This is a genomic window from Burkholderia humptydooensis (assembly GCF_001513745.1).
Classification (GTDB): domain Bacteria; phylum Pseudomonadota; class Gammaproteobacteria; order Burkholderiales; family Burkholderiaceae; genus Burkholderia; species Burkholderia humptydooensis.
Genome location: NZ_CP013382.1, coordinates 325,010 through 339,199 on the forward strand (window position 1 = coordinate 325,010; position 14,190 = coordinate 339,199).

Here is a 14,190-nt window from a genome sequence, read left to right on the forward strand (position 1 = left end):
CTGGGAGAGCATGGATGCTGAACAACGTCGAACTCATCATGCGGCTGATTCTCGCGGCGGCGCTCGGCAGCGTGATCGGCATCGAGCGCGAGCGCCTGTCATGGGCGGCCGGGCTGCGCACGCACATGCTCGTGTGCGTCGGCTCGGCGCTCATCATGATCGTGTCGGCGTTCGGCTTCGCCGACGTGCTCGGCCAGGCGCACATCGACCTCGATCCGTCGCGGATGGCGGCGCAGGTGGTGTCGGGGATCGGCTTTCTCGGCGCGGGATCGATCCTGCTGCGCGGCGAGATCGTCCGCGGGCTGACGACGGCCGCGAGCCTCTGGTCGGTCGCGGCAGTCGGGCTCGCGGTGGGCGGCGGGCTGTACGCGGCGGCGATCGCGGCGACGGTCATCATTCTCTTGATCCTCGCCGGCATCAAGCCGCTCGAGCGGCGCTACCTGACCGTGCGCCAGCGCCGCCATCTCGTGCTGCTGGTCGAGCGCGGCACGCTGACGTTCGATTCGCTGCACGCGGCGCTCGGCGTCGACAGCGCGCGCGTCAAGCGCTTCATCGTCCAGCAGAGCGAGGATGCGGCGGACAGCGACGAAGTGACGATCGCGCTTGGCCGCGTGTCGGACGTCGAATACGAGAGCATTTGCGCGCGCTTGCGGCAGTTGCCGGGCGTGAAGGGCTTCACCGAGCAGACGAGCGGCTTGCCGGACGATTGACGCGCGGGCTCGCGCGGCGGGCATGAGACAATGCCGCCTTCCTGAAATTGTTCGAAGCCGAGTCCGGCGCGCGTGCGGCGCGCCGCTGAACGATCCATGACCGATTCCGCAGCATCCCCACGTTCCCGTTCTTCCCGTTCTTCCCGTTCGTCCACGACTCGGCGGCGGCCGCGCGCCGCTGCGGCGAGCGGCCCCGCGCAGTCGCGCGCGGCGGCCCGGCCCGGCCGCGACGCCACCGCGAGCGACGCGCTCCGCGACGAGCACACGCTCGATCTGTTCGGCGTCGCGGCCGGAGACAGCGCGCGCACGGACGAAGCGGCCGCCGGCGTGGCCGTCGACGATGCCGAACGAGATGCGGCGCGCGCGCAACAGCGCGGGCTCGACGGTTTCGATCGGCCGCAGGGCGGCGGCACGCTTGCGACGGCGCGCGGGGCCGACCCGGCGGGCGAACAGGCGGATCTGCTGAGCGGATTCGTAGAAGCGCCGGCAGCGGATACGCGGGATGCGCAACGCGACGCCGGCGGGCGCGCCGCTGCCGATGCGGCGGACGAGCGCCCGCCTGCGGCGGGTGCGGCGAACGAAGGCGCGGGCGCCGCGACGCGTTCCGGCGAGCCCGCGGCGGCCGACGCGGACGCCGGGCAGCGCGACGTGTCCGCGGCCGACGCATCCGGGCCGGCGGCGACGAAGTCCACTGCGGCCGACGCGACGGCTGCCCGGCCGCCTCGTTCGCGCCGCTCGTCCGCGCGTCGCGCGGACAGCACCAAGCGGGCGGCCGAACGCGAGGCTCCCGAAGGCGAGGTGGCTGAAGGGGAAACGGCGGGAGGCGGGGCGGCCGGGAATCGCGCTGTGCCGGCCGGCGCGGCTCGCAGCGCGTCGCCCGAGCCCGTCGCGCGTCAGGATGCGGCAACGCGCGATCGGGCGACCGAAGCGGTTGCGGCCCCGGCGGCGACGGATCGCGAGCCGGCGAACGCGGAGCGCGCCGATTCGAGTCCGGCGAATCCGCAGCCGGCTTTGCCGCTCGCGGGCGGCGTCGCGGTCGATGCGCCGGCGGCGTCGAAATCCCGGAAGGCGCCCGACACGAGCGGCAACTCAAAGCCGGCCGCATCGAACGGCCGCGCGGCTGGCCGCGCCGATCGTTCCGGCACCTCCGGCAGCCGCGTCGGCGCCGTGGACAGCGTCGACGCGCCGCCCCTGTCTGCCGTCCCGGCCGCATCGTCCATGTCGTCTGGGTCATCTGCGCCCACTGCGGCGTCCATGCCGCACGCACCGTCAACGCCGTCTCCGTCCGTATCGCCCACGTCGCCCGTGCCGTCGGCTGCGCTCGCCGTCTCATCCGATCTCGACGCGCACCTGCACCCGCTCGCCGACCGGGTCCGCGCGCTCCAATCGGAAACGATCGACCTGCGCCGGGCGGCCGATGCGGAGATGCGCCGCGTGAACCGCCTGCTGCTCGCGCTCGCGGTGGCTCTGCTCGTCGCGATCGTCGCGCTGGTCGTCCAGGCGGTGCAAATGTCGGCGCAGCGCGATCGATTTGCTGCGATGCAGCAACGCATCGACAGGCTCGTCGCCGCACAGGTGACCCACGACGCGACGATCAAGATGCTGTCGCAGCGCCAGGACGAGCTCGGCGCGCAGGTCGACCGCCTGACGAGCCGCATGTCGAGCGCCGCGCCGCCGGTCAAGCGGGCGCATGCCCCGCGCCGCGGGCGCTGATTGAAAGAGGGATGCAACGAACCACCGCGGCGCGATGCCGCACGCACGTTGCGAGGTCGCAACGGGCCGGCCTCCATTCGCGGCGGGAAAGGGCGATTTGCGAGATTTTTGCTGCGACGCACTAGATGTTCCTAGGGAAAACACCTAGAATCTCATCTAAGGGAAAACCCTTGACGTTAGCTGACAGGAGTCGCAAATGAGCCTCATCTTCGCGCTGCTTCAAAAGATCGAAGACCTTTTCACGTCGCCGCATCTGCCGCTCGACGCCGACTATTCGTACAAGGCCCGCCACGCCGAGGCGGAGCGGGTGCGCAAGTCGCACGTCTCGCAGATCGGCCTGATCCGCCGTTGATAGCGGCGCCGGCAGGCCGATCGCGATGGCGAAGGCCGTCGCGGCAGGCGAACAATCAGCGTCCGACCCACCCGCCAACGGCGAAGCGAATCCCGATTCGCGCAATCCCGCATCGCCCGCTACACTGACTGATAGACCCGCTTCTTCGAACAGGTGCGGCATGTTGCAGATGCGCCCGATGACCCAGACGGAATTCCGCGAATACCGCGAGCGCGCGGCGCGTGGCTACGCGCGGGACCTGATCGAATCCGGCCAGAGCGCGCCCGACGAAGCCGACGAACGCGCGCTCGCGTGCATCGACACGCTGCTGCCCGACGGGCTCCTCACCGACGACCAGGTGCTGCTGACGCTGAGCGAATCCGCCGACGGCGTCGTGCTCGGCCACCTGTGGTACGGCGTCGTCACCGAAGGGCCGCATCGGTCGCTCTTCATCTACGATCTCGAAATCGAGCCCGCCTTTCGCCGCCAGGGCTGGGCGACGCGCGTGCTGCAGGCGCTCGAGGACGACGCGCGGCAGCTCCACGTGAGCGAGATCGGCTTGTCGGTGTTCAATCACAACGCGGCCGCGCTCGCGCTGTATCGCGAGCTGGGCTTCGCCGCCGCGACGACGACGTTCGTCAAGTCGATCGAATCGCTCTGATCCCGGTTCGGGCTTCCGATTACGCCGGCTCCTTGAGCCGCTTGTCGCGCCGGCACCGCGAAAGCGGCAACTGCTTCGCCTTCTGCACCTTCACGATCCGCCGTTCCTGCTTGTCGGTGACCACCGTGAGGCACGCGCATGCATAGCCGTGCGAGCCGTTGGTTTCGACGTATTGCTTGCCCGCCATGTCGGGAATCAGGTCCATCCCTTCGGCTTCGGGGCCGCCCATCGCGCTGAGCGTCCACGAGCCGGTGCGGTCGTCGAGCCACCAGTTGCCGGGCGTCGGATTCTGCAGCCAGCCGCAGCGGATTTCGGCGTGCGCTTGTGGAAGGCCGATCAGCGCGACGGCCAGTGCGGCGAGCAGAGGGCGGCCGGCGCGGCGCGAACGGGAAATCGTCGCGGGCGCCGGCGCGCGCCGGGCGATGCGGCGGGCAATGAATGCGATCATGCGGCTTGAGGGGCGGCGCGTGTCGGCACGCCGTCGTATTCGTCGATGCGTGAAGTCTAGCGTAGCAGCGCTTGCGGCCGTGTCGCAATTTGTCGCCCGTCGCCGTCGCGAGCGGCGCGCGATGCATGCCCCAAGCGCGCCGCGCAGTTCGCGCATGTCCGCGCTTTGTTCATTCAGCGCGCGTCGCCTTTCCAGCGCCGCAGCAACAGCGCGTTCGTCACGACGCTCACGCTCGAGAACGCCATCGCCGCGCCCGCGATCATCGGGTTCAGCCAGCCGAGCGCCGCGAGCGGAATCCCGACCAGGTTGTAGACGAACGCCCAGAAGAGGTTCTGCTGGATCTTCCGGTACGTGCGGCGCGAGATGTCGATCGCGTCCGCGACGAGCGCCGGATCGCCGCGCATCAGCGTGATGCCCGCCGTGTGCATCGCGACGTCGGTGCCCGTCGCCATCGCGATGCCGACGTCGGCGGCGGCGAGCGCGGGCGCGTCGTTGATGCCGTCGCCGACCATCGCGACCGCGCCGTCGCCCGCCGTCCGCTTCATCTGCGCGACGACGCGCGCCTTGTCGTCCGGCAGCACCTGCGCGTGCACTTCGTCGATGCCGAGCGACGCGGCGACGGCCGCCGCGCTGCCGCGGTTGTCGCCCGTGACGAGCGCGCTCCTGACGCCGCGCGCGGCGAGCCGCTCGATCGCTCGCCGCGCGTGCGGCTTCACCGTGTCGCCGAACGCGACGAGTGCGAGCGCCGCGCGCGGCGCGTCGGCGCGCATCAGCCACGACACCGTGTTGCCCGCCGCTTCGAGCGCCGCCGCGCGGCGCGCGACGTCGTCGGGCACGGCGATGCCGAGCTCGTCGCGCCAGCGCGTGCTGCCGAGCGCGAGGTGGCGCGCGTCGACGCGCGCCTCGACGCCGCGGCCCGCGACCGCGCGCGACGTGTCGGCGCGCGCGTCGGCGAGGCGCGAGCGGCGCGCGTCGGCGTCGGCGCCGAACGCGGCGACGACCGCGCGCGCGAGCGGATGCGCGCTGTCGCGCTGGACGGCGGCGGCGAGCGCGAGCGCGTCGGCGTGCGGGATGCCGATCGCGTCGAACGCGGTGACGGTCGGCTTGCCTTCCGTCAGCGTGCCGGTCTTGTCGAAGGCGACGATGCGCGTGCGCTGCGCGAGCTCGAGCGCCTGCGCGTCCTTGATCAGCACGCCGCGCCGCGCGGCCACGCCCGTGCCCGCCATGATCGCGGCGGGCGTCGCGAGGCCGAGCGCGCACGGGCACGCGATCACGAGCACCGCGACCGCGTTGAGGATCGCCGTCTCGACGCCCGCGCCGGCCGCGAGCCAGCCGGCGAACGTGACGAACGCGATCGCGACGATCGCGGGCACGAACACGGCGCTCACGCGGTCGACGAGGCGCTGGATCGGCGCTTTCCCGGCCTGCGCGGATTCGACGAGGCGGATGATGCGCGCGAGCGTCGTCTCGGCGCCGACCGCGGTCGTCGCGACAGTGAGCGCGCCTTCGCCGTTGATCGAGCCGGCGGTCACGCGCTCGCCCGGCTCCTTCGCAACGGGCAGGCTCTCGCCCGTGATCAGCGATTCGTCGACGTGCGTGACGCCCGCCTCGATCCGGCCGTCGACGGGCACGCGCTCGCCCGGCAGCACGCGCACGACGGTGCCGACGCGCACCTGCGCGAGCGGCACGTCGCGCTCGACGCCGCGCTCGACGATGCGCGCGCGATCGGGGCGCAGCGCGTTGAGCGCGCGGATCGCGTCGGTGGTCTGCCGCTTCGCGCGCGCTTCGAGCCACTTGCCGAAGCGCACGAGCGTGACGATCACGGCGGACGCCTCGAAGTACAGGTGCGCGGCCTGGCCGGGGTCGCGCAGCATCAGCCAGATGCTCAGCCCGTACGCGGCCGACGTGCCGAGCGCGACGAGCAGGTCCATGTTGCCGGCGCGGGCCTTCAGCGCATGCCACGCGGCGCGGTAGAAGCGCGCGCCGAAGCCGAACTGCACGATCGACGCGAGCACGAGCTGCAGCCACGCGGGCAGCGCGGCGTCGACGCCGAACGGTGCGGCGAACATCGGCAGCGCGAGCGGCGCGGTCAGCGCGGCGGACGCGATCACGAGCGCGCGCTCGCGGCGCGCTTCGGCGCGCTTGCGGTCGTCGGCGCCCGGCGATGCGGGGCGGGGGGCGGGCGCGGCCACGGTCGCGTGGGATGCCGTGGCCGCGGGGGCGGAAGCCGCGACGATCGGTGACGCGCGGTAGCCCGCTCGCTTCACCGCCTCGATCAACTGCGCGGCTTCGACGTGCGCGTCGGCATCGACGGTTGCCTTTTCGGTGGCGAGGTTGACCGTCGCGCGGGCGACGCCGGGGATTTGCGACAGCGCCTTTTCGACGCGGCCGGCGCACGATGCGCAGGTCATGCCGTCGATATCCAGTTCGGACGTCTTCGTCGCCACGGCGCGCTCCGGGGGCGCAACGGTCGATTCGTCGACCGCGAAAGCAGCGGGCGACGCTTGTGAGCGCCCCGCGCCGTCGAGCGGGCATGCGGCCGGCGTCGGCGCGGCGTCGGCGCGCGCGTCTCGCACTACGTCCGCTCGATACCCGGCGCGCTCGACGGCCGCGACGAGCGTCTGCGGATCGACGTCGCGCGCGACGTCCGCCTCCGCGCTCGTCGTCGCGAGATCCACCTTCGCACCCGTCACGCCGGGCACGTTCGCGAGCGCCTGCTCGACGCGCCGCGCGCAGCCGCCGCAGGTCATTCCGCCGAGGGCCAGCGTGACGGTCGCCGTGCGCGGCGCGACGGCGTCGTCATCTTCGTCTTCGCGCCGTGCATCCGCGTGCCGGCGCGCGGCGGGCGCCGGCGCGACCGTCGCGCGGTATCCGGCCGCGTCGAGCGCGTCGATGAGGCGGGCCGCGTCGACCGCGGACGCCGCGTCGACAGTCGCCGTGCCTGCGTCGAGATCCACCGCCGCGCCAGTTACGCCCGGCACCCGGGCGAGCGCCTGCTCGACCCGCGACGTACAGCCGCCGCAGTGCATGCCTTCGACGAGCAGCGTCGTCGTGACCGGGGCGGCGGGAGCGAACAGTTTTGTCATCTGCAATCCGATTCGATGTGGCGGGCGATGCCGCCAATGATCCGAAGTATCAACTTTCCCATGATGGGAAGGTCAAGCGCGAGATCGGGGACCGATGCCGGATGCCGGAGGCGGGCGGAGCGGGGCGATCGTGGCGGGGCCGCCGCGCACGGCGTCCGCGGGGCGTTCGGGCGGTCGGCGTGGTCCTTCGGGCTTGCGCGGGGCCGCGGCGTTTGGTCGCGCATCGGCGGCGGGCGCAGTCATCTCCGCCAGCCCCTTCTCCTCTGCGCGCCACATGAACGTTCACCGAATCGTTTACTCGAAGCACCGCAAGGAGGAATCATGTCGACGAACACGAAACGACTGACGGCCGCGGCGCTTGGCGCCGCGTTGGCGTTCGGCGCGCCGTTCGCGCGCGCCGCGAGCTTCGACTGCGCGCGCGCCGCGAGCGCCGCCGAGCGCGCGATCTGCCGGACGCCCGCGCTCGGCGAGCAGGACGTTCGAATGGCCACGTACTACGAGCTGCTGCAGAACGCACGGCCGGCCGACGAAGGCATGGCGTACCGCGAGTTCCGCAACGCGCTGCGCGACGAGCAGCAGAATTGGCGGCAGCGCGTGCGCGACGCGTGCGGCGCGCGGATCGATTGCCTGACGGCAGCGTACGCCGCGCGGATCGCCGCGCTGCGCGGCGTCGCCGCCGAGCGGCTCGCGCTGCGGATGACGGGCGGGAGTGCGGCGTCGCCCGGCGCGGCCGACGCGACGTACGCGATCGAAGGCGAGCCGATCAAGCTGACGAACGGCGAATCGGTGCGCTCGGCCGCGCCGGGATCGGCGATGAAGCGCGTGACGACGCTCGTCGCGCGGAGCGCCCCGGCGACGATCGCCGGCCATCCGGTCGAGGCCGTCCTGCTGAGCGACGATCCGGGCGGCAGCGGCCGGTTCCTGTACGTCGCGACCGCGCAGCCGGGCGGCGGCGCGCCGGCCGTGCTGCTCGGCGATCGGGTGAAGCCCGTCTCGGTGTCGATCGAGCGCGCGGCGTCGCCCGGCGCGATCGTCGTCGTCGAATATCTGGATCGCCCGGAAGGCGCGCCGTTCGCGCAGGCGCCGACGATCAAGGTCGTGCGGCGCTTCGCGCTCGAACAAGGCCGGCTCGTCGAGCAGCGCGGGTAGCGGGCCGCCGATGGGGCCGGCGGCCCGATTGCGCGCCGGCGCGACGCGCCGTGCGCGCCACGCACGTTCGATCGACCCGCCGGCCGGCTCGACAAGCGGGGCGTCACCGCGCACGCGTCGCCCATCCTCCACCGTCGCCCGATCCCAAATATTGACCACGCAACGCCGCGCGCCCGTGCGCCGCGCCGCCCGAATCGCCCCTATCTCGCGATCAGGCGTTGTTTTTGCCGGGGCGACGAGAGTACGATACTGCCGATCAAAAAACAAAGAGCTGATCAAGCAACAGCCGGCCGGCACGCACGCTACGAGGAAAACACCGCGCCCTACGCGCCGGCCGCCGATCAACACGCGCGGCCAGGCCGCGCGTTCGCCGTGGCCACCCAATGACAACAAACCGACGAGAACCCACTGTTTCTCTGCGGCGCGCTTGCGCGTCGCTTGCCGCGCTGGCGCTGCTCGCGGCCTGCACGTCGACGCCCGAGGCGATCCAGCGCAAGACGGGCTGGATGCGCAGCGAGGTCGCCGATTCCTATATCTATGCCTACCCGCTCGTGCTGATGGACGTCGCGAAGGAAGCCGCGACGGCCGACGGCACGCCCGTCAACACGCTGCGCCATGCGCAGGCGCTGCCTGCGCCGGGCACCGCGAACCCGCCGCTAGCGAGCGGCGACATGCTCGATTCGACCGCGTGGCTCGACGTCGCCGACGAGCCGGTCGTCGTCGTGCTGCCCGACGGGCGCGGCCGCTATCTCGACGCCCGCGCGCTCGACATGTGGACCAACGTGCTGTGGTCGAGCGGCCCGTCGGCGAATCCGCGTTCGGGCGCGAGCCGCGCGCGCTCGCTCGCGTTCGTCGGCGCGGGCTGGGAAGGCTCGCTGCCGGACGGGCTCACGCGCGTCGACGTGCCCGCGCGCAACGTGTGGCTCGACGTGCGGGTCCAGACGAGCGGCGGGCGCGACCTCGCCGCCGCGAAGAAGCTGCAGCGCGCGATCCGCGTCGAGCCGCTGTCCGTCTACACGGGCGACGCCCGCGGCGCGTCGCCCGCCGCGCGTGCGGGCGCGGGGGCGGCCGGGCCCGCATCGGGCGCCCCCGCACCCGTCGCGCAGGTCGCGGCGCTCGATCCGCCCGCGTTCTTCTCGCGCGTCGCGCGCGCGTTGCTGGACAACCCGCCGCCCGCCGCCGACGCGCACGCGCAGGAAATCCTCGCCGACATCGGCGTGACGGCGGGCGCGCCGGTGCAATGGAAGGGCGACAAGCTGATCGGCGCCGAGAACGGCGCGGCCGAGGCGCGCGAGCGGCTCGCCGCGCTGCCGCCGAACGCGCTCACCGCGAACGGCTGGAGCTGGCTCGGCGACAGCGTCGGCAACTACGGGCAGGACTACGCATTGCGGGCATACGCGGCGTCGACGCAATTCGGCGCGGGAACGCGCGACGACGAGGCCGTCGCCGTCGTGAAGGCCGACAGCGCGGGCCGGCCGCTGAACGGCGCGTACCGCTACGTGATCCGCTTTGCGCCGAACGCGCTGCCGCCCGCGCGCGCGTTCTGGTCGCTCGCGCCGTACACGCCGGACGGCGCGGTGCCCGAGCTCGGCCGCGCGCGCCGCTCGATCGGCGAGCGCGACCGGCTGCACCGCAGCCGCGACGGCTCGCTCGAGATCGTCGTGTCCGCGACGCCGCCCGGCAAGGGCTACGCGTCGAACTGGCTGCCCGCGCCGCGCGCCGACTTCGAGCTCGCGCTGCGGCTCTACGCGCCGAAGCGGCAAGCCGCCGATGGCAACTGGCAGCCGCCCGCCGTGGTCCGCAAGTGACCGTGCGTGCGCGCCGCCCGGCCATGCGGCCGGGCACGGCGCGCGCCGCCGCTGCCGCCTTGCTGCGCCGAGCGCGGCGCAGCGCCTATACTGACGAAAGCCGGACGCTCCCGTCCCGATTTCCTCGCTGCCGTTTCGACGGCGATTCAGTTCCGTAATGGCATTCAACAAAGAAACCGTCCAATCGACCTTGCAACAGCTCGGCGCAGCCGCCCGGTCGCGCCGCGCGAAGCGCACCGGCATCGGCGTGCTGATCTTCCTCGTGGTGTTCGGGCTGCTCGGCTTTTTCGCCGCGCCGCCGTTGATCCGGCACGTCGCCGAGCAGCAGTTGAGCGAGCAGCTCGACCGCCCCGCGACGATCGCGCGCATCGCGTTCAATCCCTACACGCTGCGGCTCGAGGCCGACGGCGTGCATGTCGGCGAGCGCGGCGGGCAGGGCGGGTTCGTCGACATCGGCAAGCTCGTCGTGCGCGCGTCGTGGACGTCGCTCGCGCGCTTCGCGCCGATCGTCGACGAGGTGCGGCTCGATCAGCCGCGCTTTCGGATCGTCCGCTACGATGCGCAGCGCTTGAACTTCACCGATCTGGTCGACAAGTTCTCGAAGCCGTCGCCGCAGCCGTCGCCGAAGCCGGTGCGCTTCTCGGTGTCGAACATCCAGATCAACGACGGTCGCATCGAGTTCGACGACCGGCTGCTGAACGCGAAGCACGTGGTCGACCAATGGACGGTCGGCATTCCGTTCATCGCGACGCTGCCGTCGAAGACCGACATCTTCGTCGAGCCGAAGCTGCGCGCGCGCCTCGACGGCAGCCCGATCGCGATCGACGGCAAGACGAAGCCGTTCGCGCAGTCGCGCGAATCGTCGATCAACCTGAAGTTCGACGGGCTCGACATGCCGCGCCTGCTGTCGTATGCGCCGACGAAGCTGCCCGTCGACGTGCGCGCGGGCAGGCTGTCGAGCGATCTCGACGTGAAATTCGCGATGGCGGGCGACACGCCTTCGCTGCGCGTATCGGGCACCGTCGACCTGAACGACGCGCAGGTGACGAGCCGCGCGAACGAGCCGCTCTTCGCCGCGCACGCGGTGCACGTGGCGGCCGCGCAGCTCGAGCCGCTGCGCAACGTGCTGCATTTCGACGACATCCGGATCGACCAGCCGGTCGTATCGCTCGCGCGCGACAAGGCGGGCGTGCTGAACGTGATGAAGCTCGCGGGCGGCGCGAACGGCGCGCCGGCTGCGTCGCGCGCCGCCGCCGCGAGCGCCGCCGCCGGGAAGGCGCAGCCGCTCGATCTGACGATCAAGCGCTTCGCGATCAACGACGGCACGCTGAACCTGAACGACGCGTCGCTCGCGACGCCCGCCGCGATCTCGCTCAGGCACGTCGCGACGACGCTTGCCGACTTCACGCTCGCAGGCAAGACGCCCGCGCGCTACACGCTCGCGACCGACGTCGCGAGCGGCGGCTCGCTGAAGGCCGAGGGCGCGTTCAGCCTCGCCGCGCGGCAGGCGGACACGTTGCTCGTCGTCGACGCGCTCGCGCTGCCCGTCGTGCAGCCGTATCTCGCGGGCGCGACGTCCGCGCGCGTGCTCGACGGCGCGCTCAGCACGTCGGTCAAAGCGAAGGCGGACTGGTCGAAAACGCCGCTCGACGCGCAGGTGAGCGACAGCGAGCTCGGCCTGAAATCGCTGAGGATCGCGCTGCCGAACGCGAAGACGCCGGCCGTCGCGCTGCCCGACGCGCGCGTGAAGGTGACGAAGATCGATTTCGCCGCGCGCACCGCCGAGATCGCGAGCGTCGACGCGACGGGCCTCGCGCTCGACGTCGCGCGGCTGCAGAACGGCCAGATCGACCTCGCGTCGCTCGCGGGCGAAGGCGGCAAGGCAGCGGGCGCGAAGCCGGCCGCGTCGACGAAGGCGGCCGCGCCCGCATGGCGCTACAGGATCGACGAGCTGAACGTGAAGGACGCGAAGGCGAATTTCACCGACCGCTCGACGCCGCACCCCGTGAAGCTCGCGATCGCGCCGCTCGCGCTGAACGTCAGGCAGATCAGCGAGGACCTGTCGAAACCGTTGCCCGTCAAGCTGACGGCGACGCTGAACCGCAAGGGCTCGCTCGACCTGTCGGGCAACGTGACGGGCTCGCCGCTGAAGGTCGGCCTGAAGCTGAACGGCAACCGGCTCGACGCGGCCGCGTTCGAGCCGTACTTCGGCAGCATGCTGAACGCGACGGTCGCGAGCGCGCTGCTGAATGCGAAGGGCGATCTGAGCGTCGAGCGGACGAGGCAGTCGATGAAGGCGTCGTATCGCGGCGACGCGGCGCTCGTCGACGTGCGGATGCTCGACAAGGCGACGTCCGATCCGTTCGCCGGCTGGCGCTCGCTCGCGCTCTCGAACCTGAAGGCGAACTACGACGACGTGCGCGGCACCGACGTCGACGCGTCGCGCGTGACGTTCTCGAACTTCTACGGCCGCGTGCTGCTCGACGCGCAAGGCAAGCTGAACCTGCGCGAGGTCGTCGCGAAGGAAAGCGGCCCCGCGCAGTCGCTCACGCGCGACGCGAGCGGCAAGGAGCCGATACCGCTCACGCCGCAGGCGAAGGCGGCGAGCGCCGCGTCGGCGCCCGTGCTCGCGTCGGCCGCCGCGGCATCGCCCGCGTCGGGCGGCGCGGTCGTGCGCGCGGCCGCGCCGCCGCAGCACCCGGTGCGGCTGCACTTCGGCCAGTTGCTGCTGCAAAGCGGCCGCGTCACGTACACCGACAACTTCATCAAGCCGAACTACACGGCGAACCTCGTCGCGATCAACGGCACGGTCGGCGCGTTCGGCACCGATTCGACGGCGCCCGCGCCCGTCGACGTCAACGCGAACCTCGCCGGGAACGGCCCGATCACGATCAAGGGGACGGTGAATCCGCTGATCGGGAAGCCGTCGCTCGACCTGACCGCGACCGCGCACGACATCGAGCTCACGAACCTGACGCCGTATTCGGCGAAGTACGCGGGCTATCCGATCACGAAGGGCAAGCTGAACGTCGATCTGAATTACAAGCTCGACAACGATCTGCTGACCGCGAACAACCACATCTTCATCGATCAACTGACGTTCGGCGAGTACGTCGACAACGACACCGCGACGAAGCTGCCGGTGCGGCTCGCGATCGCGCTGCTGAAGAACTCGCGCGGCGAGATCGACGTGAACATTCCGGTGTCCGGATCATTGTCGAATCCGGAGTTCAGCATCGGCGGGCTGATCTGGCGCGCGGTGCTGAACCTGATCGCGAAGGCGGTCACCTCGCCGTTCACGCTGCTCGCGCACGCGTTCGGCGGCAGCGGCGAGGAGCTCGGCTACGTCGAGTTCGATCCGGGCCGCGCGAACCTGTCCGATGCGTCGCAGAAGAAGCTCGACACGATCTCGAAGATGCTCGCGGAAAAGCCGTCGATCCGCCTCGACCTGATCGGCCGCGTCGATCCGGACAAGGACCTGCCGGGGCTGCGCGACGCGTACGTCGAGCGGCTCGTGCGGCAGCAGAAGCTGAAGGACGTGGTCGGCCAGGGCGAGAGCGTTGACCCGGTGACGGTGAAGGTCGATCCCGCCGAGTACACGAAGTACCTGACGAAGGCGTACAAGGCGGCCGATTTCAAGAAGCCGCGCAACATGATCGGCCTGACGAAGACGCTGCCCGACGACGACATGAGGAAGGCGCTCGCCGATCACGCGAGCGTGGACGACTCGAGCCTGCGCGCGCTCGCGCAGGCGCGCGCGCAGGCGGTGCGCCAGTATCTGGAGGGCAAGGTCGACCCGAGCCGGATGTTCATCGTCGCGCCGAAGCTCGACGCGAAGGGCATCGAGGACAAGGGGGCGACGACGCGCGTCGACTTCGGCCTGAAGTGACGCCGCACGCCGTCAGCGCGCGGCGGCGACCGGATCGCGCTTGTCGAGCTCCTTGCGCGCGGCGAGCGGGATGCGCGGGTCGTCCCACGCGGTCAGCCACTCGACTTCCTTCGCAGTGAACACCTGACCGTAATTGCGCAGCGCGTATTGCAGCGCATCGATGATGTGATGACGGATGATCTCGGGCGTGCGCGCGTCGTCGAGCACGCAGCGGAAGGCTTCCAGCGTGGCCATCGTGATGCTCCGGATAAGGACGATCCCGTTATCGCATGACAATAGTCGGACGCCAACCCGAAAAAAATTGCTGCGGCGCGATAGACGCCGCGCCGGGCGGCAACGATGGGGCGGCGCCCGTCCGCGTGCGCTTTCGCACGATCGCCGACGACTTCACACAC

At 71.5% G+C, this 14,190-nt stretch carries 10 protein-coding genes; 7 read left to right on the plus strand and 3 right to left on the minus strand.

What is annotated here, in order from left to right:
* The first annotated feature begins 14 nt into the window (after positions 1 to 14).
* From AQ610_RS20755 to AQ610_RS20765, 4 genes are all read left to right on the plus strand, one after another.
* On the plus strand, positions 15 to 710 hold the full coding sequence (locus AQ610_RS20755; protein ID WP_006029081.1) for an MgtC/SapB family protein: 696 nt from the start codon (positions 15 to 17) through the stop codon (positions 708 to 710).
* Positions 711 to 806: 96 nt separating this feature from the next.
* A complete protein-coding gene (locus tag AQ610_RS20760; protein ID WP_231749044.1) occupies positions 807 to 2,423 on the plus strand; it encodes a hypothetical protein in 1,617 nt (538 codons plus the stop codon).
* 196 nt (positions 2,424 to 2,619) lie between these two features.
* Complete coding sequence (locus AQ610_RS36935) at positions 2,620 to 2,775, plus strand: hypothetical protein (RefSeq protein ID WP_009914188.1); 156 nt, start codon at positions 2,620 to 2,622, stop codon at positions 2,773 to 2,775.
* A 160-nt stretch (positions 2,776 to 2,935) separates the two neighbouring features.
* Positions 2,936 to 3,415, plus strand: a complete 480-nt coding sequence (locus AQ610_RS20765; protein WP_006029078.1) for a GNAT family N-acetyltransferase — start codon at positions 2,936 to 2,938, stop codon at positions 3,413 to 3,415.
* A gap of 19 nt (positions 3,416 to 3,434) precedes the next feature.
* Here the strand turns inward: AQ610_RS20765 and AQ610_RS20770 are convergent, their stop codons facing one another.
* Both AQ610_RS20770 and AQ610_RS20775 read right to left on the minus strand, forming a co-directional pair.
* Positions 3,435 to 3,863 carry a DUF4087 domain-containing protein gene (locus AQ610_RS20770; protein ID WP_006029077.1) on the minus strand — a complete coding sequence of 143 codons (429 nt, stop codon included), beginning with the start codon at positions 3,861 to 3,863 and terminating at the stop codon, positions 3,435 to 3,437.
* A 173-nt stretch (positions 3,864 to 4,036) separates the two neighbouring features.
* Positions 4,037 to 6,949 carry a heavy metal translocating P-type ATPase gene (locus AQ610_RS20775; protein ID WP_080595227.1) on the minus strand — a complete coding sequence of 971 codons (2,913 nt, stop codon included), beginning with the start codon at positions 6,947 to 6,949 and terminating at the stop codon, positions 4,037 to 4,039.
* Between the two features lie 321 nt (positions 6,950 to 7,270).
* Here AQ610_RS20775 and AQ610_RS20780 point away from each other — a divergent pair, with 321 nt between their 5' ends.
* The 3 genes from AQ610_RS20780 (at position 7,271) to AQ610_RS20790 (ending at position 13,795) form a co-directional block, all read left to right on the plus strand.
* A complete protein-coding gene (locus AQ610_RS20780) occupies positions 7,271 to 8,098 on the plus strand; it encodes a lysozyme inhibitor LprI family protein (protein WP_006029075.1) in 828 nt (275 codons plus the stop codon).
* 383 nt (positions 8,099 to 8,481) lie between these two features.
* Complete coding sequence (locus AQ610_RS20785) at positions 8,482 to 9,906, plus strand: DUF1254 domain-containing protein (RefSeq protein ID WP_006029074.1); 1,425 nt, start codon at positions 8,482 to 8,484, stop codon at positions 9,904 to 9,906.
* A gap of 157 nt (positions 9,907 to 10,063) precedes the next feature.
* Positions 10,064 to 13,795, plus strand: coding sequence for a DUF748 domain-containing protein (locus tag AQ610_RS20790; protein WP_006029073.1), 3,732 nt, complete (start codon positions 10,064 to 10,066; stop codon positions 13,793 to 13,795).
* A 12-nt stretch (positions 13,796 to 13,807) separates the two neighbouring features.
* Here the strand turns inward: AQ610_RS20790 and AQ610_RS20795 are convergent, their stop codons facing one another.
* The gene (locus AQ610_RS20795) at positions 13,808 to 14,029 is read right to left on the minus strand and encodes a hypothetical protein (protein WP_006029072.1); all 222 of its coding nucleotides are present in this window, start codon (positions 14,027 to 14,029) and stop codon (positions 13,808 to 13,810) included.
* Positions 14,030 to 14,190 lie beyond the last annotated feature (161 nt).